This is a genomic window from Mesobacillus subterraneus, from assembly GCF_020524355.2.
In the GTDB taxonomy this organism is placed as follows: Bacteria; Bacillota; Bacilli; order Bacillales; family Cytobacillaceae; genus Mesobacillus; species Mesobacillus subterraneus_C.
On sequence record NZ_CP129019.1, the window covers coordinates 3,881,983 to 3,904,309 of the forward strand.

23 protein-coding genes, 1 pseudogene and 1 riboswitch are annotated in these 22,327 nt (G+C 39.6%); of the genes and pseudogenes, 7 read left to right on the forward strand and 17 right to left on the reverse strand.

Annotation, left to right across the window (positions count from 1 at the left end; genetic code table 11):
- Positions 1–65: 65 nt before the first annotated feature.
- The 4 genes from LC048_RS20215 to LC048_RS20230 all read right to left on the reverse strand — a co-directional run bounded on the left by LC048_RS20215 (position 66) and on the right by LC048_RS20230 (position 4,442).
- Positions 66–329 carry a hypothetical protein gene (locus LC048_RS20215; RefSeq protein WP_226606933.1) on the reverse strand — a complete coding sequence of 88 codons (264 nt, stop codon included), beginning with the start codon at positions 327–329 and terminating at the stop codon, positions 66–68.
- Between the two features lie 106 nt (positions 330–435).
- Positions 436–1,785, reverse strand: coding sequence for a TrkH family potassium uptake protein (locus tag LC048_RS20220; protein ID WP_226606935.1), 1,350 nt, complete (start codon positions 1,783–1,785; stop codon positions 436–438).
- An 88-nt stretch (positions 1,786–1,873) separates the two neighbouring features.
- Positions 1,874–2,022: riboswitch (cyclic di-AMP (ydaO/yuaA leader) on the reverse strand.
- A gap of 625 nt (positions 2,023–2,647) precedes the next feature.
- Entirely contained in the window at positions 2,648–3,919 is a 1,272-nt protein-coding gene (locus LC048_RS20225) for a DUF4179 domain-containing protein (RefSeq protein ID WP_226606937.1), read from the reverse strand.
- Positions 3,891–4,442 carry an RNA polymerase sigma factor gene (locus LC048_RS20230; RefSeq protein ID WP_226606938.1) on the reverse strand — a complete coding sequence of 184 codons (552 nt, stop codon included), beginning with the start codon at positions 4,440–4,442 and terminating at the stop codon, positions 3,891–3,893. The genes LC048_RS20225 and LC048_RS20230 overlap by 29 nt, the downstream gene beginning before the upstream one ends.
- Positions 4,443–4,697: 255 nt before the next feature.
- Here LC048_RS20230 and LC048_RS20235 point away from each other — a divergent pair, with 255 nt between their 5' ends.
- The gene (locus LC048_RS20235) at positions 4,698–5,702 is read left to right on the forward strand and encodes a DUF3231 family protein (protein ID WP_226606940.1); all 1,005 of its coding nucleotides are present in this window, start codon (positions 4,698–4,700) and stop codon (positions 5,700–5,702) included.
- A 51-nt stretch (positions 5,703–5,753) separates the two neighbouring features.
- Here LC048_RS20235 and LC048_RS20240 read toward each other — a convergent pair whose 3' ends face one another.
- The 4 genes from LC048_RS20240 to LC048_RS20255 all read right to left on the reverse strand — a co-directional run bounded on the left by LC048_RS20240 (position 5,754) and on the right by LC048_RS20255 (position 8,667).
- Positions 5,754–5,975 (reverse strand): hypothetical protein, encoded by a 222-nt coding sequence (locus LC048_RS20240; protein ID WP_226606942.1) that lies wholly within the window; start codon positions 5,973–5,975, stop codon positions 5,754–5,756.
- Between the two features lie 130 nt (positions 5,976–6,105).
- Positions 6,106–6,240: a hypothetical protein gene (locus tag LC048_RS20245; protein ID WP_264188540.1), complete on the reverse strand. Its 135-nt coding sequence runs from the start codon at positions 6,238–6,240 to the stop codon at positions 6,106–6,108.
- 361 nt (positions 6,241–6,601) lie between these two features.
- Positions 6,602–7,705, reverse strand: a complete 1,104-nt coding sequence (locus LC048_RS20250) for an AI-2E family transporter (protein ID WP_226606944.1) — start codon at positions 7,703–7,705, stop codon at positions 6,602–6,604.
- A gap of 86 nt (positions 7,706–7,791) precedes the next feature.
- Positions 7,792–8,667 (reverse strand): GNAT family N-acetyltransferase, encoded by an 876-nt coding sequence (locus tag LC048_RS20255; protein WP_226606947.1) that lies wholly within the window; start codon positions 8,665–8,667, stop codon positions 7,792–7,794.
- Between the two features lie 337 nt (positions 8,668–9,004).
- Here LC048_RS20255 and LC048_RS20260 point away from each other — a divergent pair.
- A pseudogene (locus LC048_RS20260) lies at positions 9,005–10,277 on the forward strand (IS110 family transposase).
- A 646-nt stretch (positions 10,278–10,923) separates the two neighbouring features.
- Here LC048_RS20260 and LC048_RS20265 read toward each other — a convergent pair.
- From LC048_RS20265 to LC048_RS20280, 4 genes are all read right to left on the reverse strand, one after another.
- A complete protein-coding gene (locus tag LC048_RS20265) occupies positions 10,924–11,313 on the reverse strand; it encodes a hypothetical protein (protein WP_226605626.1) in 390 nt (129 codons plus the stop codon).
- Between the two features lie 176 nt (positions 11,314–11,489).
- Positions 11,490–11,696, reverse strand: coding sequence for a hypothetical protein (locus LC048_RS20270; RefSeq protein ID WP_226605629.1), 207 nt, complete (start codon positions 11,694–11,696; stop codon positions 11,490–11,492).
- 276 nt (positions 11,697–11,972) lie between these two features.
- On the reverse strand, positions 11,973–12,917 hold the full coding sequence (locus LC048_RS20275; RefSeq protein ID WP_226605631.1) for a DNA/RNA non-specific endonuclease: 945 nt from the start codon (positions 12,915–12,917) through the stop codon (positions 11,973–11,975).
- 274 nt (positions 12,918–13,191) lie between these two features.
- Positions 13,192–13,380: a hypothetical protein gene (locus tag LC048_RS20280; protein ID WP_306048621.1), complete on the reverse strand. Its 189-nt coding sequence runs from the start codon at positions 13,378–13,380 to the stop codon at positions 13,192–13,194.
- A 303-nt stretch (positions 13,381–13,683) separates the two neighbouring features.
- Here LC048_RS20280 and LC048_RS20285 point away from each other — a divergent pair, with 303 nt between their 5' ends.
- Positions 13,684–14,334: a YdeI/OmpD-associated family protein gene (locus LC048_RS20285; RefSeq protein ID WP_306048623.1), complete on the forward strand. Its 651-nt coding sequence runs from the start codon at positions 13,684–13,686 to the stop codon at positions 14,332–14,334.
- Between the two features lie 56 nt (positions 14,335–14,390).
- On the opposite strand, the gene LC048_RS20290 is transcribed toward LC048_RS20285, so the two are convergent.
- Complete coding sequence (locus LC048_RS20290; RefSeq protein ID WP_226605639.1) at positions 14,391–14,918, reverse strand: YceI family protein; 528 nt, start codon at positions 14,916–14,918, stop codon at positions 14,391–14,393.
- 768 nt (positions 14,919–15,686) lie between these two features.
- Here LC048_RS20290 and bacA point away from each other — a divergent pair.
- The gene (gene bacA / locus LC048_RS20295) at positions 15,687–16,493 is read left to right on the forward strand and encodes an undecaprenyl-diphosphate phosphatase (protein WP_226605641.1); all 807 of its coding nucleotides are present in this window, start codon (positions 15,687–15,689) and stop codon (positions 16,491–16,493) included.
- Between the two features lie 283 nt (positions 16,494–16,776).
- Here bacA and LC048_RS20300 read toward each other — a convergent pair whose 3' ends face one another.
- Positions 16,777–17,679 carry a GNAT family N-acetyltransferase gene (locus LC048_RS20300; protein WP_226605644.1) on the reverse strand — a complete coding sequence of 301 codons (903 nt, stop codon included), beginning with the start codon at positions 17,677–17,679 and terminating at the stop codon, positions 16,777–16,779.
- A 168-nt stretch (positions 17,680–17,847) separates the two neighbouring features.
- Positions 17,848–18,363, reverse strand: coding sequence for a DoxX family protein (locus LC048_RS20305; protein WP_226605647.1), 516 nt, complete (start codon positions 18,361–18,363; stop codon positions 17,848–17,850).
- Positions 18,364–18,604: 241 nt separating this feature from the next.
- Between LC048_RS20305 and LC048_RS20310 the strand changes: the two genes are divergently transcribed.
- Positions 18,605–19,222, forward strand: coding sequence for a YhcN/YlaJ family sporulation lipoprotein (locus LC048_RS20310; RefSeq protein ID WP_226605650.1), 618 nt, complete (start codon positions 18,605–18,607; stop codon positions 19,220–19,222).
- Between the two features lie 120 nt (positions 19,223–19,342).
- Here LC048_RS20310 and LC048_RS20315 read toward each other — a convergent pair whose 3' ends face one another.
- Complete coding sequence (locus LC048_RS20315) at positions 19,343–19,858, reverse strand: DoxX family protein (RefSeq protein ID WP_226605653.1); 516 nt, start codon at positions 19,856–19,858, stop codon at positions 19,343–19,345.
- Positions 19,859–20,104: 246 nt separating this feature from the next.
- Here LC048_RS20315 and LC048_RS20320 point away from each other — a divergent pair, with 246 nt between their 5' ends.
- Positions 20,105–20,476, forward strand: coding sequence for a VOC family protein (locus LC048_RS20320; protein WP_226605656.1), 372 nt, complete (start codon positions 20,105–20,107; stop codon positions 20,474–20,476).
- Positions 20,477–20,506: 30 nt separating this feature from the next.
- Complete coding sequence (locus LC048_RS20325) at positions 20,507–20,929, forward strand: DUF1801 domain-containing protein (protein WP_226605658.1); 423 nt, start codon at positions 20,507–20,509, stop codon at positions 20,927–20,929.
- Between the two features lie 106 nt (positions 20,930–21,035).
- Here the strand turns inward: LC048_RS20325 and LC048_RS20330 are convergent, their stop codons facing one another.
- Complete coding sequence (locus tag LC048_RS20330; RefSeq protein WP_306048626.1) at positions 21,036–22,274, reverse strand: MFS transporter; 1,239 nt, start codon at positions 22,272–22,274, stop codon at positions 21,036–21,038.
- Positions 22,275–22,327: the final 53 nt, after the last annotated feature.

Here is a 22,327-nt window from a genome sequence, read left to right on the forward strand (position 1 = left end):
ATATATGCTTTCTTATTCAGTAAAAAAGGAGCTCAACTTCTAAGTTGAACTCCTTTTGTTTACTATTAAACCTCATATTCAGGATAAATCAATTCATTGTCTATAAAGATCCTGCATTCAACCGTAATAGCACCACCGAGACTGACCTTGATATTCTGGTGTGCTCCTTCACTATTTTTGATTACCCCATTTAAAGTCGCTCGATCAAAGGCAAACCCAAGATTCTGGTCCTGTAATTTGCCGTCCACATAGAGTTTTTCCCCACTAAACCAGGTATTCTCCACTTGTATATGATGCCCTTTATATGTAACCTCAAATACTTTCTTCATTTCCATCCCCCTATCCCTTGTTTTATATACGGATAAGGAGACTGGAAGTTCCATGAAAAAAGGAAGCATCGGGTAACTTTCCTTCACCCAATACTTCCTGAAACCTCTATCCAACAATCAATCTTTCTTTCGGATAATGGCATTTTGGCTCTAGCTTTCCGCGGTTGAACAGGAATATGAATGATAGAATCCCTATTCTTCCTATAAACATCAAAGAAATAATGACAATCTTTCCTGCCGTGCTAAGTTCAGGAGTGATTCCCATCGACAAGCCGGTCGTCCCGAATGCTGAACTGACTTCGAACATGATTTCCATCATCGTGAAGTTTTCAGTCGCGTTCATGATCACCACAGCGGCGAAACAGAGCAGCATCGCCAGAAAACTAACCACTACCGATTTCCGGATATCTTCCTCATGCAGCTCCCGTCCAAACACCTTGATTGCATTATGCCCTTTTGCAAAATTGATGATCAGTAAAATAATGACCGCAAAAGTAGTCGTCCTTATCCCGCCGCCAACAGAACTTGGCGACGCTCCAATAAACATCAAAAAGCAAAGAAGCAGTAAGGTAGGATTAGAGAAATCACTCACATTCATAGTAGCAAGCCCGCCATTTCTAGTGGAGGACGATTGAAACCAGGCATAAAAAAATGATTCATGCCAGTTATAGTCCTTGAAAAAATGATTATATTCAAAAAGCAGAATGGCAAATGTACCGAAGAACATAAGCGCAAAGAATGTTAAGGTGGTCAGTTTCGTATATAAGGAAAAATGTGATCGATTGTGTTTTTTACGATTCAAAAAGAACTCCTTAACTTCCACTAATACCGGGAATCCAATCGCACCTAAGGTTAGTAGGATGATGTTCACGGTTTGCACAAAGTAATCATGCGCAAAAGGAATCAGCGAACTTCCTGTAATGTCAAAGCCAGCATTCGTCGTTGCACTGACCGCTGCAAATAAGCCTTGGAGATAGGCTTCTTGCCATGTCGGGAAAAAACGAAGAAAATAGGTGCCTAATATAAGGGCCCCCACCGCCTCGATCAAGAGGATGATAGCCAATATTTGTCTCATGAGCTTGACCAGACCTGACATTTGAGACTGATTTTGGTCGGTCATGATTAACTGCCGATCTTTAAGACCGATCCTCCTGCGTAATATCATCCAGAAAAACGTACCAAGCGTCATGATCCCAATACCGCCAAACTGGAGGATGAACATTAATATGAAAACGCCCGGTGTACTAAAGGTGTCCGGTGTCGATACCACCGCTAGCCCTGTCACACTCACCGCACTGACTGCCGTGAATAAAACGTCAATCAAAGTCCAGCTCACCCCAGGCTTGAGCGCAATAGGGAGACTGAGGAGCGACGCCGAGATCAATACAGCAATGACATAAAAAAACACAATGATTTGCGCAGGTTTCAGCCAGTTCCTTTTTAAAATTTTCGCCAAGATTTACCCCTTCTTACTTTGTCAGATTAATTTTCAAAAACACAAAAAGACCATCCCTAATAAGAATGGTTAATGTTCATATCATCAACCCTTCTCTCTTCACGGCTTACGGAGTTAGCTGTCGGATTAGGGATTGAGAGTATCCCTTTTTAGCTTCAATCACTAAAATTCACCCCAAGATAAAATAGCTTTATCAAAATCGGTTCCCCCGCTCAAAAGATTCAGCATAAAGGCTTTTTATTAAAATGAATAAGTATAAATTACTCCTATCGCTTAAGAGTGTCAATCTCTTTTTAAAAATCACATGGACGTTTCATATGTAAATTTCAGTAAACACCTGAATAACAAGCAGAACAAAAAGCGCAAGCGCCTCGTTCAGCCCAGACAAGCGCTAGAGGGCCGACCGGTGAAGTCGTTCTTTGACTTCACCTGAGCGGACCGTATAGCCGACTGTTCAGAAACGCAGAAAACTGGAGACTCCGACAAAGAAGCGCTTTTTGCTTCTGCCGGCGGAGTTGAAGTTTCGGAGTTTCTAGGAGGCGACACTAGACTAGCGTCTCGAGGAGTTAGGAGCCGCAGCTAGCCAAGCGACTCGAGGGGCTAGGGGCTAGGCGCTTTTAAAAAATACATGTTGTTTTCCACACTAAATAATTTTATAAATACCTAAACAATAAGAAAAGGCACTGTTTGAAAAAACAATGCCCTCGCTTTATTTTGCAGTGAAGTGATCTGAAAAATACAACCGGAATTCGCAAATCACTGATAAATCTACAATCTAGTGTTCAAAGAGAATGACTAACATTGTAAAGTAGCTTGCTTCATTGCCACCCCTCTATTCCTGACCCTGATCCATACACACCAACTAATCAACCGGAATCTCAATCTTATGATTGTAGTTTTTCACATAATGGAACCCTTCGATGAGCAGATCCTCTGGCATGGACTTCGTATCAAAGACCATCGTCCGCTCACTGGTGAATTTATCTGTATTTCTGTCCAATCTCTGGCCAATCGTTGTTTTTAAAGGAGTCACTTTGTCCCCACTTTGAATAGAAACGCCGTCAAGCAGTAGGTTCCAGTCTGTTTCAATCGTGATTTCAATTCCACGCTCAGTAGGAACGACGCTTTTAATCCAAAGATCTTTTCCTTCAAGATCATGGTGCGTATTGTTACCAAGTGGGATCTGTTCCGATAGTTTCTGGTATCCAACAAACTCGTTAAAAACCAATTCTAGAGAATGCAGCTCTTCAGGCAGACCATCGAAACGCAAATCGAACTTGCTTCCATTAAACGTGCTCTGTACACCATAACCCATATTGTCGATGGATTGACCATTTGCCATTAACTTGACCCCTTCAAAGCCAAAATGGAGTCGATTAAAATTATCCACGTCCATTTTCCCTTCGATCACTGTTAAAGTTGGGGTCGCTGTAATCGTTTTGAAAGTAACTGAACCTTTATCGACCTTTACCGTCTCTTTAATAGACTGTTTTATCTGTGTCTGCATGGCTTTGTTTGGATCATAAGGAAAAGTGATGCTCCCTTCCCGATGTTCTTCCCCTTGCCAAAAATGCAAAGTCAGTTTCTTCGAAAATGGACTGACTGGATCAAAATACATCGTCCCTTTAATTTCTGTGCCGGCATCATTCACCTTTGACATGCTGCCTCCACTATGGGCATTGGTAAGAAAACCTGTTATTTCATCACCAATAAAGGCGTAGTCCAGTGAATCCTCAAGACCCTGAGGATTGAAGAGTGTATAGTACATAACCAATTGATTCGGATCGGTCATGATCCCGTCAATGATCAGCTCTGTTCCATCACTCAATGTCGTTTTTTTATCAATGATTTGCCCCATGCCTTTATCATTCAAGTCCTTCATTGTTCCAGTCATAATTTCCTCATAACCAAAGATTTTTTTCCCATAAAAGGCTAAGGCATTGTAATTATAGCCAATCAGCATAAAGCACAAAACGCCAACAGCAGCCATGATCACGTAGGGATTCCTTCGCTTCTGCTTGATTGAAGGCTTTGCATCAAGGGCGCTGCGCATTCTCGCTTCGAAATCTGGCGGAGGTGCCATGTCAGCTAAGCGCCTCTTCTCCTCATTCAACACTTCCTCTATCTTTTTCAATGCCTTCACCCCCAAAATGCTCCTTCATTTTCCTTAATCCCTGAAACACCCTCGATTTTACCGTCCCCACCGGAACATTCGTCAAATCCGCAATACTTTGATAATCAAGGTCGAGAAGATACTTCAACTGAATCGCTTCTTTTTGATTTGCATTTAAAATCGATAGCATTTCGGCAATCTCTAATTGCTGCCCATTCGATTCAGCGGATTCGACTTGCTCCTCCTCTTTGGAAGACAGCCAGTTATCGATCAACACAACCTTCTTTTGTTTGCGAAGCGTTGTTTTACAAAGATTCACAAGGATGGTCTTGCTCCAGCTGTAAAAAGCCTCTTCCTTCTTCAGCTGACCAATGCTTTCATAAAGCCGGACAATCATCTCCTCCAGCACATCCATCGCATCATGCTCATTCTTCATATATGTTAAAGCAAGCCGGTACATGGCATCCTTCTCCGCCATAATCAACTCCAGCAACGCATCCTTACTGCCTCTTTTGGCCTTTTTCACCAACCGGACAACATTCATCCCCTCACCCCGCTCCTATGTAAGAGTCATAACCATCATGGAAAGTTCATTTTTTTTAGAATTTTATTATTTAAATTGTAGTTTTCTAATTCATAAGTAACAAGAGATACTAAGACCTTCTGTTCCCCCCCGAAAAAAATCACAATTGGCAATAAGAACTCGATAACAAAAATACTTGATATTAAATACCAATCTTGGACACATGAATATTCATATTTTTCCTGAATGAGGAAATAATACTGTGGAGGTGAAAATATGGACAAGGATAAAATACAACTAACTTCTTCTGAAATAGGAACCTTGTGGGGCGAATATGTAAACGGGACAATGATCGATACAGTGAATCGATATATGTACACAATTATTGAAGATGAAGCCATCAAGGCAATTTTCGAGGATGCCATTTCGACATTCGAACGCCAAAAGAATCAAATGAAAACATTTTTAGAAAATGAAGGGTTTCCAGTTCCTATCGGGTTTAGTGAAGCGGATCTAATTAAAGGTGCAAAAAGATTGTTTTCAGACATTTTTTGTTTGAATTATTTACATATCATGACATTGCATGGATTGGTCGGACACGTGACTGCCTTAGGAGTTTCAGTCAGAAAAGACTTACGGAATTTTTACGATTCATGTGATTCTGATGGTAAAAGAATGTACCACCAGACAATTGAACTTTTACTCGAGAAAGGCAGTTTCCAAAGAGACCCTCTGTTTTACCCTGCCAAGAACCCTGAATTAATTGAGAGCAAGGATTTTACGGACGGGATATTTGGAAAAGGAAGAAGTTTATCTGCCACAGAAATTATCAGTATTTCCTTCAACCTTAAAAAGAATATTATGGCTAAAACTCTATCTATTGCTTTCAGCCAAGTTGCTCAATCAAAAGAACTTCGAAAGTTCTTCTCGGATTCAGAGAAAACAGCTGACCAGCAAATACAAACCTTTGGAAAAATCATGCACGAGGATAACCTGCCAATTCCCCGGTCATGGGAAACAGAAGTCACAACAGCCACGGACTCTCCTTTTTCAGACAAGCTGATGATGTATCACACCGGCTTCTTGTTCCAGGCTGCTCAAGTCTATCACGGTACTGGTTTGGCATCTGCCATGCGGACCGACCTTATCACTACTTATGAAACGATAATCCTGAAAAATTTAATGGTGACAAAGAAATGGTTTGATATTATGGAAAAAAACAAATGGTTAGAACAGCCACCACTGGCTCCCAATCGAAAAGAACTCGCAAACGATAACTGATAGTTATGATGTCCTTCCGCATATGGAGGGACATTTTTATTTTTGGCACTTTCATTTATGTATAATACGAACATAAAGAAAAAAGGAAACAATCATGACCATGGCATAAAACGATACAGAACGATACCAGACATTCTTCAATTCTGTCCAAAAACTCATTCCGCCTAGTTCTGGAGGCAGCACTGAATAAACGGACACTTCAATATAAAATAGTCCAAGAAAAAATAAGAATAAGAGAAAAAGTATTAACCATCCCAAACGATTGAACTTCACCCGAATACCACCTTCATTTCCGACCTTTATCCACCAACTTTATTGAATTCGATGAAGAGAAGTAAATTCCTCTTAAAAGAAGCAAAAAGGAAGCTGCCTGGTTTTTACCGCTTCCTCTTTGCTGCAGTCACTATCTTAACTTAGCTAGCTTATTGGTGATTTCCGCAATTTCCTTCTCCACCTCATAGAGATTCTTCTGCATCCGGTCCCTGCGAGCTGTCAGCACTCTAAGCTGTTCTTTAAGTTCATCTTTTGTTCCGCTCATACAATTTCGTCCTCCATACTTTAATAAAAACCCTCTTTTATTATGTTCAGTTATGGAGTTCTAAGTATGGAAAAGCCCTAGTACTTTTATGGAAAAAGTTTCGTACTCAAGACCGAACAACAAAAATCAAATACGAAACCAAAACACCTAACCATTGGATCGTGGCAAATAAGAAAATGGATATCATAGGCCAGCTCTGCTTTTGTAAAGTTAACCATCTTTTATGTAACCATAAGAGGATTTATTGCGCCATAAATGGCACATGAAATTACCTTCATATTAAAAAAAGCGATAGTAGCTTCTATACAGATAGCTCTATCGCCCAAAGATTTAGGACAGGATTCTCATGTTAGTTTATGACTCAGATTACGTCTGTGGTAATCGTTGCTCGTTTCCTGGCTCTTAAAAATCGGACCAGGTTCAATACGATTGTTTTTGTGACGGCGTAGGTTGGGACAGCTAACACCATCCCCAGTACGCCGGCCAGATTTCCGGCAGCCAATAAAATAATGATGATCGTTGCCGGATGGGTGTCCAGGGTTTTGCCTAGAATTAGTGGAGACAGCAAATTCCCTTCAATTTGCTGCGCCACCAGGATCACCACCACTACCAGCAAAGCCTTTGTCGGGGAATCAAAGAGACCAACCAGCACTGCAGGCGCGCCGCCAATAATCGGCCCGACATACGGGATAATGTTTGTGAAGGCGACGATTAGCGCGAGGATCAATGCATAGCGCAAATCAATGATTAGATACCCGATAAAAGCCAAAATCCCAACAGCGGAAGCGACGGTAACCTGCCCCTGGATATATGCAGCCAGTGTTTCTCCCGTTTCTTTCAGGATTTTAAGCCCTTCCTCCCGATAATCTTTCGGGATGAACTTTGAAACAGCAAGCGGGAACCTGTGCCCATCCTTGAACATGTAAAACAATAAAAATGGGACGGTAACAAGGATGATCGCGATATTGGTAATAATACCTAAAAACCCTTTGAGTCCATTCGTCAGTTTGGTCGGCATCGTGTTTGCATACTCAATGACGCGCTCCTGCACCGTATCAATCATTTCCCGCTGTTCATCCCTAAAGCTTTTAAACTCAGAAGACTGAACAACATCATAAAAATACTCCGTCGTTTTGTCCGCAAAAACAGGTAAATCATTCGCAAGTTCTGTCGCCTGCTTGGAAACCGCCGGAACCAAATTCCCGATCGCCAAAACAAGAAGCGCCCCAAACACCACATAAATAATCAATATTGCGAGTACCCGAGGAAGTTTCTTTCGTTCAAGAAAATCCACCACCGGATTCAGCAGGAAATAGAGGAATCCAGTAATCAGAATCGGAAAGAACACCGTTGAGATGAAGATTCCAATCGGCTCAAACATAAATGAAATCTTTGTAGAAACATAAATGATCGTCAATATAAGCAAAATTTGAATCAGCCAAGATTGCAGTTTAGATTTAGTCAAAGTAGGTACCTCTTGCTTTAGTATTTTGGTAAAATTATACCAAAATTTCAAGTTAAAACATATTGTTTTTCTAATCCTGTGTTCAGTTATAAGCTTTTTGTAAAAAAACATAAATCATGTACATGTTGAAATCCAACTTTCTTATACAGATTTATAGCATTCTGATTACTTGAATTAACACAAAGCGTAATCGATTCGATACTCTCAATCGTAAAAAGCCATTTTAGTGCAACAGTTAATAGCTCGCGTCCTATTCCCTTTCCTCTCTCACTTTCCTCAACAGCAAAAAACTCAATACTCGCTTCTCCATATTCAGGTTGAGCTTCAACATAAATATAGCCGCTTAGATGACCGTTTTTAACAATTATAAAAACCTTCCTATCCTCATTCAGTCGGGCAATAATTTGTTGCCCATTGTAATAAGTATCAGGAAAAGATTGATCATGCAGCTGTTTCATTTCTTTAAAATACTCTTCCTTTAATTCTAAAATAGGGACCTCATCTAATTCAGCCGTTCTATTTCGGTTGAAATTCAATATGGTTTGGTCACTATGTCTGGTAAATGAAAAGTCGTTAGCAAGTTGAAGGACTTGTTTGTTTTTGCTATTAGGAAATAAACTAATCGAGTTTATTTCTTCGGGAAGTAATTCAATCATTCTATTCCAAAGGGGATTAACAATATCCCGCCTATCACACTTAACAAATGGACCCCAAACTTCCGCACTATTGCTTTCTAGATCTGCATCAAAACCTAATACACCAATAAGTCTACCTTCCTCATAGACAGTCAAGAAGCAGTGATCACAGGGGATATCCGAAATATCCTCCCTTAATGAATAAGCAATCTCCTTAGGATCCTTGCCACAATAACCAATATGCGATTCTTCAACACTATTAATTTCCGAAATGAACTTAGCAACAATATCGACTTCATCATTTTTCATAAATTCAATTTGCACCATAGAGTAAACTCCCATATTAAAAGACTTTTCTGATAAAAACATCATAACAAAAAGTCCAGCAATATATATCATCCAGTGCTTGATACTCTACAAATAACAGAAAGGATACAAATCTTATTAATGAAAATGGTATGCAAACTGAAAACAGTTCTAACACGCTATTTTTCTAATTACTTGTACTTTCAGTTTAAAAAAATAAATTCATTTTTATACAGCTTAAGCACCCAATAGAATTCCTGTAGAGAGCTAATTCTCAACTTTGAAAAAAATAAGGTTCCTCAGTAAGATATGAGTATAGACACCACTCTAACTCAAAACCCTAGGAGGAACCCTTACTATGAAGTTTAAAATGCAGGACAAACAAAATCAACTAATAGAAAGAATTTCAGATAGCCACCTTGTGGTTGGTGTGGATATTGCACAAGAATTACACGTAGCTAGAGCTGTGAATTTCCGTGGAATAATAGTCGGAGATCCAATTACATTTGAAAATAATGAAGAAGGTTTTGCTAAATTACTAGAGTGGATAAACCAGTTAAAAACCTTAAGAGGATTTGCTTCCACTATCGTTGGTATGGAACCTACAGGACATTACTGGATTAACCTTTCAAAATGGCTTTATGACCAAGACATTGAAGCAGTAACTGTTAACCCTCATCTCGTCAAAAAGAATAAAGAAAACCGTGATAATAGCCGATCGAAAAGTGATAAAAAAGATGCTCTCGTCATCGCTGATATGGTCAAGAATGGTTATTATTCCTTTATTCATCATAGTTCTGAGACCTTTGAAAAACTAAGAGTTTTAATGTCTAACCGTGATATGACGGTTAAGAGACTTGTTAGTGCCATCAATCAAATCAACCGTTGGGTCGATATTGTTTTTCCAGAACTTCGACAGGTATTCAAAGATGTTAAAGGCAAAGGAGCTATGGCGACTCTTCGCCTATTCCCGACACCACTTGAACTTCGCTCAATGAAAGCAGTTGATATCGTTGAAGGCTGGAAATCCCAAATGAAAAGACAACCTGGGATAAAAAAAGCACAAGCGTTAATTGAATTAGCTGTGCATTCAGTCGGCACTCGACAAGCACTCGATGCTTATAAACTACACTTGGAACAGTTAATTGAAGAGTTTGATTTAGCCACTGTGCAACTTGAACGAGTTGAACAAGAAGTCACTTCCCTACTTAAACAAATTCCTTTCGCAAGAAAGTTGCTTGCCATCAAAGGAATTAGTGAAATTGCAATTGCAGGCATTCTTGGAATCAGGTGACCTCAGTGGTTTTGCGCATGGTAATTCTCTATTGCGCCATGCTGGATTACATCTTTCAGAGGCCAGTTCAGGTAAATGGAAAGGACAAATTGTCCTTTCTAAGCGTGGCAGATCTCGTTTACGGCGGTTTTTGTATTTAGCGACAATGAGTCTTGTCATGAACAACCCTGATTTTAAAGAGCTGCACGCCAATAATGTTAATGTGAAGAAGATGAAGAAAATGAAATCAATAATGAAATTAATCCATAAACTCGCCAGAGTATTAGTAGGAATGGCCAGAAAGAATGATTCTTATCGTTCCGAGAAGATCCAATCGATTTCACCAATAGCTGCCTAACGTTTAGTTGATAATTAAAGAAACACTTTAGATTTAATACCTTTCGAATACTGACTTATTCGCAGGACTCAAAGAAAGTACGAGTACCGGATTTATTGAACAAAAGGGCTCCGACCCGTTCCTATAGAAAGACCTACTCTACCACTTGGATGTGTAACGAAGGAATGAGAGGGCATTTGACCCGTTGAGACATGGGAGTGAAAACCTCCAAGGGTAGCGTGGAGAAAACGTGCATTATATGGAAATCATTGGATTTAGCATTAAATCCTTTATTAAAGTACGCCTTCTTGTAGCCATAATGTTCAAACTCATTCAATCAATCCCCTACTATTCTTTCAAGTGATTTGAAATCCTGCGAATAAGTGAGTATTCGAGAGATAATCGTATCTAACTGAGGGAGTTCAATAAGCGGTCCGTGGTTATTCAAGAATACTTTTTTCTGCCACGCACAGCCCGGTCACGGATAAGGGAAGCAGCAGCGAGTTGATTAATAAGCGGAGCACCATTTAATCGGAAATTCTCCGCTTATTTCCACCCAACCGAGCCATATTCTTTACTCTAACCGGAGAATCTCCGGTTATTTTGAGTCTTGTTGGGAACTCAAATTTGCCTTCACTAAACTGCCTCGTTAATGCGGTAAGGATATTTATCTTTTGTCGATTTCATTTAGCTCAATATCCTTTTGGGGGACTTTTTTAAACCTAATTATTTTGTCGTAAGCAACATTGGTTTCGTCTGATGCTATGTCAATAATGGCATTAACAACATAATTTCCATTCTGCTCAGTTAGTGTTAAATCCGTATTCATATATTCATTAGTCTTATGTTCAGCTTTATATAATACATAAGTAAACTTTTCATCATTGTAAATAGTGAATTTATCATCAGGATTTTTTTGTAAATCTTTTCGGATCGCTATCGGAAGTTGACTCTTACTCAAACTTGTATATTCTATACTATTTTCCTTAACTTTAAAAACTGCAATTGTTACTATTAAAATTAAACTCACAGGTAAGAGTACAAGTATCTTTTTCAATATAAGAACTCCTTATAAAGTTTTATTTAAAAGTTATAACTCTTCCAAAAGGAGCTATTTCCTTCTTCAACACACTCAAAAAGTGCGTTAATCCTTCCAAGATCAACGCACCCAAAAGGAGATCCCTAAACTTAAAACGTAATGTATTGAACGCATTTTTTGAAAAGAATTAAATATTACTCTTTATGGTATTCCTTTTTTTCCATTTGTTTCACTCTATGCAATATCTGAAATAGTATTGTCGTGGTAAAAGAAAATTGAAAAATAAACAAAAGTAAATAAATGAATTCAATATTATCTCCACCAATAATAGATCCAATTCCATATACTAAAACAATATTCCCGATGAAGGTTATGATGAAAACAAACAACCAATTATCCATTATCTTATCCCCTTTTAACTGAACTTTCTCATAGTTATGTTATTAGATAAACAATAGAATATCCTTATTCCGCCTACCTGCTTCGTTAGCATAATATAGAATTCAACAAAAGGCCGTTAATCCTGCTGGATCAACGTATCTGTTAGTGAAGGATAATTATACCTTCATCATATAAAATTATTGTTTCTGTAAAGACACTCATTCGCAATTTGTTATTAATCGTCCAATGAGAAAATGTTCTTTCGTTCATTTATTTTGCCTCAATGCTCTAGGGGCTTACTCACCAACCATACCGTCGTTATCGCGATCGTCCATATAGGGGTATAACCAATGATCGCTCGTGATCGGCATACTGAAACCTGCATCTTTTGCTTCTTTTATCGTTACCTGTCCATTGCCGTTTGTATCAACACTAGAAATATCACCGTTTGTGTTTGAATCCGTTGAATCGGAAGGCTCACTGCCTGTTGAATCGATTGATTCGTTTATTGCATCAGGGTTCGCATTGTCAAATGTATCAACGATTTCGTTACCCATCAAAGTATAGGTATACTGATATCTTGAAGGAATCTGCGTTTTCGTATTGGGATAGGTGATAATTGCTTCAAAATTAGTGGCTCCGCCTGCGCTGCGGATCACTTCTTCCATATAAGCTTGATCACCATGTCGGTTGAGTGCACTATCTTGTGGGGTTATATTATAAGCATTCGATACTCCTCCGAGAGAATCAGCAATAACATGCCCTTCATCTAAAACGTCACTTACGACACCGGGAACCTTTGCTTCATCAGAGTAGTACCTGCCAGAAGATAATACAGGTTCATTACGATCATCTTGTAAAATGATTTCTTCAGCAATGACACGTACTAGCTGTCCGTATTCGTTCGTAAATGCCCAATATTCACGGTCCCCATAACCAATGTCAACGACGACGTTAGGTTCACGATATCCAGACAAATCACCGCCATCAACTTCAATTAGTTTGTATCCTGAAAACAGTTCATCATTGGATTGGCCTGGTGTTTCCTCTACTTCTCGCTCCTCATCCATCGTAGTAACAGTTTCTTCTTTTTCACTATTTTCATTTGTATTAACCTTGGTTACTTCTTCTTCTTTTGAACCTGTTTCTTCATCTATAATGGATGCATCTTCTACGGTCGTACAAGCAACCATAAACATGATTGTTAAAAGGAAGATTAAATAGTTCATTTTCTTTTTCATGTTAAAACTCTCCTAAAATAGTTTGATATTATTCTCTACTTCCATAAGACTCAAATCTACATATATCCATTCAGTCATTCAGCCTAGGAATTGTTAAGGGACTACAAAAAATAAATCCCATCTCATTAGTTGAGAAGGGATGATTCATCATAATTCAATACATCAAAAGGTCTACTAATAGATCATACACAAACAAAATTATCATTATCTCTATCCATTTTTATCTTGATAGGCTGGACGATTAGAAGGCATCTACCGTGATTAAGTGTTTAAATTATCCTTGAGGGGGATTGCCTTCACTTCCTCCACTATGTGGAGTATTATAATACTGATTTTTCATTGTATCAGATTCAATACCGTGGTTATGGACTGGCTCTGGGGGTACAGCCCCATTTTTCTTTTCCAATATCAATGCAATAATGATCAAAACAATTAACGGCGCACCAATTATCAACCAAATCATCTTCATCACCTCAATTAAAGCATAAAGAAAATGGGTTTAATAGTAAATGAGTTTTTCACACTATTTATCTCAATAATCCAAAAAACAGGTGACACACAGTCTATAAGACGCCCTTTTTTGGATAGCCAAGACGCTGTAATAAACATGTCTGAATGGTTTTAATAGTCTACACTTTTTCCTGAATTTCATTTTATATATATGCGTAAGCCAATTGGATTTGCATCACACCACTTTCTTTCCTCTATAATAAAAAATAAAAACCAACTGCTGGTACATAATACTTTAAAACCGAAGGAGTCATTTATGACAATCATAAATAAATTAAATCTGACTAAATATAGGAATTTGGCTGTACTCAACCAACCGGATGATTATAGGCTTTTCGATGGTTATCAGGAGGAAATTTATGGAGACCATGACGCGATTTTCATTTTTGTTGAAAGTATTGAAGAAATGACGGAACACACAAATCGCATCATTAGTGGGCACCATTTGCAAGAAAAAGGGTATGTATTTTTTGCTTACCCGAAAAAAGGCAACAAACGATATAATACCTATGTTCATAGAGATGAGATCTTCCCTGCGTTGAAGGTTGGCGAAGACGGATATGTAGAAAAAAGTGATATCAAATTTTCAAGAATGGTCAGTATGGATGATGTGTTTACTGTCGTCGGATTAAAGCGTGAAAAAAAGCCAGCCAAAAAGTCTTCAGCTGCAAGTCAATGTGTGGCTGATTATGAGTCCCATGTTCTTGATGTTGAAAAACTACTTGCGGATCATCCAAATGAACTCAATTTTTATAAAGAGCTGACACCAGGCTATCAAAAAGATTGGGCACGGTATATTTTTTCAGCCAAACAGCAAGTAACGCGTGAAAAACGTCAGGCACAAATGATCGAAATCTTATCACAGGGGTATAAATCGTTTGATCTCTTTCGCCAGAAAAAGAAATAGATCCTGTAAAGGAAAGGGCGGCTCACATATAGTCAGTCGCCCTTTTCTCAATAAATTTAAGCTGCTGGATTCACTTCTAGTTCAACCTTGATCTTAATGTCTTTACCGACAAGAACGCCGCCTGTTTCTAGTGTGGCATTCCATGTAAGACCGAATTCTTCGCGGTTCACTTTTGCTTCAGCTTCGAAACCGTACACTTCGACGCCCCATGGGTTTGTGCCTTTGCCGCCGTATTCCACGTCGAATGTGACTGGTTTTGTTACGTCCTTGATTGTCAGATCGCCAGTTACTTTGTAATCATCGCCATCGCGAGTGATGCTTGTGGATTTGAAATCGATTGTTGGATAGTTCTCCACATCAAAAAAGTCGGCTGATTTCAAATGATTTTCGCGATCTTCGTTACGTGTGTCGATGCTTGCTACGTCAATTTTGAATGCGATGGAAGCTGTTGTTAAATCCGTAAGGTCTGCTGCTTCGACATCAGCTGTATATGAACCAAATTGTCCCTTTACCTTTGAAACCATCATGTGTTTCACTTCAAATCCTACTGCTGAGTGCGCCTGGTCTACTGCAAATTTAGCCATTCTAAAATCCCCCTGTTTTGTTATTATCTCGAATTCGAGATATAAGTCCAAAAATAAAATCTCGAAACAATTTATTTTTAATTCGAGATAAATTTATCATGGATTCACAACGACTGTCAATACCTTATTTAGGAATTTATTAAAATTTCACTCAAATCCAGCAAAGACCTTCGCTAACTCCTCCGCAAGTTCTCTGAGTATTACCGTAATCACCTAAGAAATAACGATGGCTGAAGTTGAAAAATCCTTCTTCCCTTTCACCAGATCCACAACCTGTCTAGAATTTCACAGTAACTCCTTCACATATTGAACCTGCTTCAATATTCCGCTAAAAAAAAGATCCGCCTTCATTATGAAGGTAACCCGTTCGGTTGATAGGGAGAAAACACGAAATAACACACCTTTTAGAGATGTAATTAGCACGCTAATTCTCATCTCTTTTTTTCGTTGATATATCAATGATTTATGATGGTTTTATAGGTTTTAGAAGTGGAATTAGCACACTAATTAGCATAGTAAATAACAGGTCTACAATAATTTTTGTACACCTGTTAAAATGGTCGCTAATTAGGTTATTAAAAAATATTTATGAAGTAAATTTATAAACCTGTTGCTCCCAATTTGTTTATAAGAATATTTTGTAAATATGTTATTCTATAAATAGAGTTTGTTCAACTAACGGGGCAGGATAGTTGAAGTATATCCCTTTAACAATTTTTGGGATTTTGCTATTCTATATATGTGTGAAAGTGGATAAAGGAGAAACTAATGGATATTATTATTGGATTGATTTTGGGCCTTGTAGAGGGACTTACAGAGTTTGCTCCAGTATCCTCTACTGGCCATATGATTTTGGTAGGCCACTTATTAGGATTTGAGGGGACAATAAGAGTAACAACCTTCGAGGTAATAGTACAACTAGGCTCTATACTTGCAGTCGTATTTGTTTTTTGGAAACGAATATTAAGCATTCTCGGTCTACATAAGCTTGGGAATGATAATAATCAACAGTTAGGAAAGTTAAGGTATACCCATATACTAATAGGAATCCTTCCATTCTTTATACTAGGTGCCTTTTTTTATAGCTTAATAAAAAGCCTATTCTCCGCCCAAATAGTTGTAATATCTCTTATCGCGGGTGGCATCTTAATGTTACTAGCAGAGACTTATAAGAAAAATTCACCTACTGCTACTACCTTAGATCAAGTAACATATAAACAGGCACTTGGAATGGGGTTATTTCAATGTTTAGCACTAGTTCCTGGATTCTCTAGGATGGGAGCAACTTTGTCTGGTGGGCTGCTAATAGGTATGAACCATCGAACTGCTTCAGAATTTAGTTTTATAATGGCTATACCTATAATGTTTGCAGCTTCTGGTAAAGATTTATTGGAGAATTGGAACTATCTTAGCGTTAATGACTTGCCATTATTTTTAACAGGATTTTTTACTGCTTTCTTAGTAGCACTAATTGCTATAAGGTTTTTCCTGAATCTTATTAATAAGATTAAATTAGTGCCGTTTGCAATATATCGGTTTGTATTAGCTATTGTATTCTGGATATTTATTCTCTAAAGCTGTCTGTAGTCTCTAAAGCTGTCTGTAGGCAGCTTTCCTCTTTGAGTTTACGGACGAGCATTCCTGTAAAAAGCTAAGTTTGTGAACAAATGTACTTAAACTATAGGGTGCTTTAGTTTAAGAAGTTTTGTTTTCATAGCAAAAGGATCAGATTGAATCTGATCCTTTTTTTGTATTGTTATTTGTATTGCTAATTAGCTTACTAAAACCCTTGCTAATAAACCTGCGAATTAAGTTTTCTCCTTCTCAACCGAACGGGTTATTATGAAGGCGGACGCTTTTATGATCTCAACTCAAAATAATCCATAGTAGATGTCTCTTCAAACCCGCAAGACTTATAAAGGTCGAGCGCATTTGAGTTTTCCGAAGCTACCTGCAGCATGATTTCCTGAGCGTTAGCTTCCTTCAGCTTTTTAATAGCAAGCAAAAGAAGCGCTCTTCCGTACCCCTTGCGCCGGTGTTCCGGCAGTACACCGAGACCAAAGATGGCACCTAGTTTCGAGGTCAGCTGCAAATTCACTTTCCCGATGATTACCCCTTCTTTTTCAACAAGATAAGAAGTCATCCCCCGCTTTTCCTCTACCTCAGGCAGTGGCATGTCATCTGCGTTGACTTCTTCTTCATCGTTAAAATAAATCGCGTTCTGTCGGGCGATTTCCTTCGCGTCCGCATTCGCAGCTTTCCGGAAGACAATGCCCGTCAGCTGGTCTGTAGTCGTAACCGGAACATCTTTTTTCAAATACATCTCATATTCAGAATGCTTGTATTGTGCACCAGTTGTTGCAATGAATTGCTGGCCCGATTCTGAGTTGCGGTCACTTAACAATAGCAGGCTGCCTGAACTCCTGCGCCTCCATTCCGCGATGACCAACTCAAACAGCTTGGTGAATACACCCTGGCACCGGTACTCAGGATGCACCATCCCATTCACTTCCAACGGACCGCCAAAGCTGCAAATCCCGATATAGCCAATCAACAGCTCCCCATCAAAGTACAAATACTCGTTGATATCCTGAACACCCTTGCTGCTGTCACCCCTGACCCCAACCTTATAATCAAGCTCCAGTTTCAGAGCGATTTGATCTGTTTGAAGGCACCGGTCCTGAAGTTCGTTGATTACTTTATAATCCTCATCGTCAATGTTTTCCTTAAGTTTAATCCACGGTTTATGTATTTTTTGCACTGTCAGCGCTCCTTAAATCCCTTTTTATCGTCATATATTTTATTCGCTTAACCATTCGTACACTCCTTTTTTATCAAACGAAAGTTTTCAATGACAAGAATCAATACAGAAAAAAGCTGCCGTTGACTTCCCGGCAGCTAATGTATTTGAAGGAGAATTTAACTAATGTTAAGCGACGTTACGAGTGACTTCTTCTCCTCGCTTGAAAACAGTTTTGCGGATGAATGGTACCACCCAGCGGTCTAAACCGTATTTGCCTGCGTTGTAGCCTGCGAACAGGATGATGAATCCGAAGAAGATGTCAGTTGGATTGTGAGATACTGTTCCAGCTAAGAAGAAGCTGAAGTTCATCACTAGACCGAAGAACATTGCAGCAGTTGTCAGTGTTCCCAGAATTAACCCAAGACCCACAAGGAATTCTCCTAGCGGCACGATGAAGTTGAACAAATCGACGTTCGGAATCGCAAAGTTTTCAAGGAAATTCACATACCAGCCATACACCATGTTTCCATCCGGGCCTTTTACAGGGTTCGCCACCGCATTCTTTAAGTATCCAGAAGCGTCGAAGCCTTCACCTGTCAATTTGCCCCACCCAGCAGTCATCCAGTTGTATCCAAGCCATACCCTAATGACAGTCAATATACCAGCAGCAACATTGTTTTCTCTTAACCACTTAGCAAACATGTTCCTCACTCCAGTAAATGATTTAGTATTAGTACACTTATAAGATAACAAATAAATCTCGAAAGCAGGGTTATTTGTGAACATTTTCACAATTTTGTTGAAATGTTATGAACGAATGATGACAAAGCCTCCTAATCTGCAATATCATCTCCTTCAATTTTGCAAAAAAATCTTTTCACCCTGCATAGCGCTCTGATTTCAAGCCATCATAAAGACGAATACACTACAAGGAGTGAACGGGATGAAAAAATCAATAATCCTCGCAGGCTGTGCTGTTTTTACCCTTGGGCTGGCTGGATGCGGAGCGAATAACAATGCAGCCGACGACAACGGCGAACAGCAAGTCCAAATTTCCCAGGTTCGACGTGGTCCTGCTACAGAAGAAAACAAATTGCAGCTGGCAGATCGCGCAGAACGACAGGTTGAACAGATGCCAGAAGTAGACGACGCTCGTGTCATCATCACGGAGAATAATGCGTATGTTGCCGTAAGACTGGCGACCGATAATAACGGCAATGCTGACGTCAATGATGCTTTGGATGGAAACGGCAGAACGTTCGCAGAAAATGGCCGAGTAGACCAAGATGATAACCCTGCAGGAAACGACGGAATCATCGACGGCCATGGTGATGCCGGAGATGAAACAAACAGAAACACTGCTCGTGGAAATGGATTGGAACGAGAAATTGAACAAAAGGTCCGCCAATCTCAAAGAGGGCTCGACAAGGTATATGTCTCTGTAGACGATAACGCCTTTGACTGGATGGGTACATTTGCTGATGATATCCGCAATAACAGAAACAGAGACGGTCTATTTGATGACTTCAGAAACTCAATGGGCAATTTCTTCGGAAGATAAGTTCATGTGCTAGGCATAGGATTGATTTTCCTATGCTTTTACACTTTAAAAAAAGACAAAAAAAAACGGCTGCCAGGAAATACCCGGCAGCTCGATTATTTAAAGGGGGATTTAACTATGTTAAGCAGCGTTTCGTGCAGCTTCTTCTCTTCCCTTGAAAACAGTTTTTCGGATGAATGGTACCACCCAGCGGTCTAAACCGTATTTGCCTGCGTTGTAGCCTGCGAACAGGATGATGAATCCGAAGAAGATGTCAGTTGGATTGTGAGATACTGTTCCAGCTAAGAAGAAGCTGAAGTTCATCACTAGACCGAAGAACATTGCAGCAGTTGTCAGTGTTCCCAGTATTAACCCAAGACCCACAAGGAATTCTCCTAGCGGCACGATGAAGTTGAACAGATCGACGTTTGGAATCGCAAAGTTTTCTAGGAAGTTCACATACCAGCCATACACCATGTTTCCATCCGGGCCTTTTACAGGGTTCGCCACCGCATTTTTCAAGTATCCAGAAGCGTCGAAGCCTTCACCTGTCAATTTGCCCCATCCAGCAGTCATCCAGTTGTATCCAAGCCATACCCTAATGACAGTCAATATACCAGCAGCAACATTGTTTTCTCTTAACCATTTAGCAAACATGTTCCTCACTCCAATAAGTTATTTAATATTATTACACTATTAAGATATCAAATTCAGCGAAGAAAAATACTGCGTTGTGACATTAGTCACAATTCTGTTGAAAAGCTTTGACCAAATTATGTCAGAGGGATCAATTCGAAATTAATTGCCCGCTATTACCGTCGCTAATTGTAAATTTTAAAGTGCTTGTCTATACTAGAAGTGTATATATCAGAATATTCATTTTATAAAAGGTGGCAAATACATATGAAACTCGGTGCATTTTCTGTAAGCTTAACTGTAAAAGACATTGCAGCTTCGAAATCTTTTTATGAAAACCTTGGATTTCAAGCCCTGGGTGGAGACATCAATCAAAATTGGCTGATTATGAAGAATGAAAACTGCATTATCGGACTGTTCCAGGGGATGTTTGAAAAAAATATCCTTACCTTCAATCCTGGCTGGAATCAAAATGCTGAAAACCTGGAAAGCTTCACTGATGTTCGCGAACTTCAAAAGCAGCTTAAAGAAAATGGAGTTACGTTCCTTACTGAAGCAGATGAATCTGGAGAGGGTCCGGCTCATTTTACAATTGAAGATCCTGATGGCAATCAGATTCTTGTTGACCAGCATAGATAAGTATATGAATGGAAGGGAGGCGTTTTGATCATGTACGAACTGAAAACGAAGGAGAACGACAATAGTGTCATCGAATTCATTGAAAATGTCGACAGCCCTAAAAAGCGGGATGATGCTTATAGACTCTTGGATATTTTTACAGAAACGACAGGTTATCCTGCAAAAATGTGGGGACCAAGCATTATTGGCTTTGGCTCCTATCATTATAAGTATGATTCCGGTCACGAAGGCGACGCGCCACTTGTTGGCTTTTCACCTCGGAAGGCAAAAATAAGCTTATATTTCGCGACCGGCGACACGGAAAGAGAAGCGTTACTAGAAAAGTTCGGCAAACATACTTCAGGGAAAGCATGTGTGTACATAAATAAAGTAGCGGATATTGATGTGGAGGTATTAAAAGCATTGATCAATCAGTCTGTAGTATTTTTAACAGAAAGATATCCGACTGGTTAAGGAGAAATTAAGAGAGCCAATCACGGCAACAAATTTTTCAGCAAGACCGGTCGGTTTTTAAAGTTGAACCAAAATACCCCCTATAGCCATCTACAACAAAATTTTTTTATTTCCTAAGCAAAAAAAGTAAAACCTCGCCGATGCTTGGCGAGGTTTTCATATTGTAGCCTTCATTCTCTCTTTTTTTTCCATGCAAAGAGTAGTAGATAAAGATACCCGCTATGATTAATGGCACCATCGCCAGATACAATCCGCGATATCCGAAATCCGGGATCATGTATCCCAGCAGGAAGGGCCCGAAGCCAATCCCGATATCCATCATGATGAAAAAGGTCGAAGTGGCCATTCCCATCCGGTGCGGAGGTGTCATCTTAATGGCAATCGTTTGTGCGACAGATTGGAAATTGCCATACCCTAACCCAATAAGGGCGGCCCCTAACAGGAACACGGCACTGGATTGCGCCTGGCTTAGTGCATACATCCCAAGGGCAAAGGCCATCAATGCCGGATACACAACGCTGTTGGCACCTTTTGCGTCCATAAGCTTCCCGGTGAATGGACGGGAGAATAAGACAGCCATCGCATAAACAAAGAAGTACATACTGCCTGCGTCTGTCAATTCAGCTTCCTTTGCAAATGACGCGATGAATGATAGAGTACCTGAATATGCAAGCGCAATGACGAACATGACAATCGAGATTGGCAAGGCGTTAGGTTCTAAATAGTTTGCCAGACTGAAGCGGCTGCTTTTATTTCCTTTTCCTTCTCCCTGATCATCCACAGCAGGCTCATTTACCCTAAGGGCGATTGGCAAGCTGACAAGCCCGACGACAAGGGAAAAGATGAACATGCTTTGATAGCCAAACTCAGCAATCATCCCGAGGCCAATCAAAGGACCAACTGCGGTCGATAAAATCACACTCAAGCTGAAATAGCTGATTCCTTCTCCTTTCCTGCTTGCAGGAACCACTTGTGCCACAATCGTCCCCGTTGCTGTCGCCGCAAACCCGATTCCGACACCATGGAGAAAACGGACAATCAGGAGGACATAGATATTCGATGGAATTAAATATAAAACAGTGATCAGGACGAAAAACAAGATTCCTCCGATTAACATTTTCCTGCTGCCAATCCTCGCAATTTCCTTGCCGGCATACAACCTGGCAAAAAGAACGCCGATGATGAAGATGCTCGACGCCAATCCTGCCATGCTCGTTGAAGCTCCATACGTATCAGTCGCATAGGAAGCCATTGTGACAATCAATAAATACATCGAAAGCATCATCACGAAATTCACTAGAGAAATCGAAATGAAATCTTTTGTCCATAATTTTTCTTTTTGCATACGTTCACCTTCAAACTCTAAGATGTAAAATAATATTTCGAGAACCGAATTAA

Excerpts from the sequence above, each read along its gene's own strand:
- LC048_RS20275 (WP_226605631.1), bottom strand. The coding sequence starts at position 12,917 with ATGAAAAAGAAAATGAACTATTTAATCTTCCTTTTAACAATCATGTTT.
- LC048_RS20310 (WP_226605650.1), top strand. The coding sequence starts at position 18,605 with ATGAAAAAATCAATAATCCTCGCAGGCTGTGCTGTTTTTACCCTTGGG.
- LC048_RS20280 (WP_306048621.1), bottom strand. The coding sequence starts at position 13,380 with ATGATTTGGTTGATAATTGGTGCGCCGTTAATTGTTTTGATCATTATT.
- LC048_RS20245 (WP_264188540.1), bottom strand. The coding sequence starts at position 6,240 with ATGAGCGGAACAAAAGATGAACTTAAAGAACAGCTTAGAGTGCTGACA.
- LC048_RS20325 (WP_226605658.1), top strand. The coding sequence starts at position 20,507 with ATGTACGAACTGAAAACGAAGGAGAACGACAATAGTGTCATCGAATTC.
- LC048_RS20285 (WP_306048623.1), top strand. The coding sequence starts at position 13,684 with ATGACAATCATAAATAAATTAAATCTGACTAAATATAGGAATTTGGCT.
- LC048_RS20305 (WP_226605647.1), bottom strand. The coding sequence starts at position 18,363 with ATGTTTGCTAAGTGGTTAAGAGAAAACAATGTTGCTGCTGGTATATTG.
- LC048_RS20330 (WP_306048626.1), bottom strand. The coding sequence starts at position 22,274 with ATGCAAAAAGAAAAATTATGGACAAAAGATTTCATTTCGATTTCTCTA.
- LC048_RS20315 (WP_226605653.1), bottom strand. The coding sequence starts at position 19,858 with ATGTTTGCTAAATGGTTAAGAGAAAACAATGTTGCTGCTGGTATATTG.
- LC048_RS20235 (WP_226606940.1), top strand. The coding sequence starts at position 4,698 with ATGGACAAGGATAAAATACAACTAACTTCTTCTGAAATAGGAACCTTG.
- LC048_RS20255 (WP_226606947.1), bottom strand. The coding sequence starts at position 8,667 with ATGGTGCAAATTGAATTTATGAAAAATGATGAAGTCGATATTGTTGCT.
- LC048_RS20290 (WP_226605639.1), bottom strand. The coding sequence starts at position 14,918 with ATGGCTAAATTTGCAGTAGACCAGGCGCACTCAGCAGTAGGATTTGAA.
- LC048_RS20230 (WP_226606938.1), bottom strand. The coding sequence starts at position 4,442 with ATGAATGTTGTCCGGTTGGTGAAAAAGGCCAAAAGAGGCAGTAAGGAT.
- LC048_RS20270 (WP_226605629.1), bottom strand. The coding sequence starts at position 11,696 with ATGGATAATTGGTTGTTTGTTTTCATCATAACCTTCATCGGGAATATT.
- bacA (WP_226605641.1), top strand. The coding sequence starts at position 15,687 with ATGGATATTATTATTGGATTGATTTTGGGCCTTGTAGAGGGACTTACA.
- LC048_RS20320 (WP_226605656.1), top strand. The coding sequence starts at position 20,105 with ATGAAACTCGGTGCATTTTCTGTAAGCTTAACTGTAAAAGACATTGCA.
- LC048_RS20215 (WP_226606933.1), bottom strand. The coding sequence starts at position 329 with ATGAAGAAAGTATTTGAGGTTACATATAAAGGGCATCATATACAAGTG.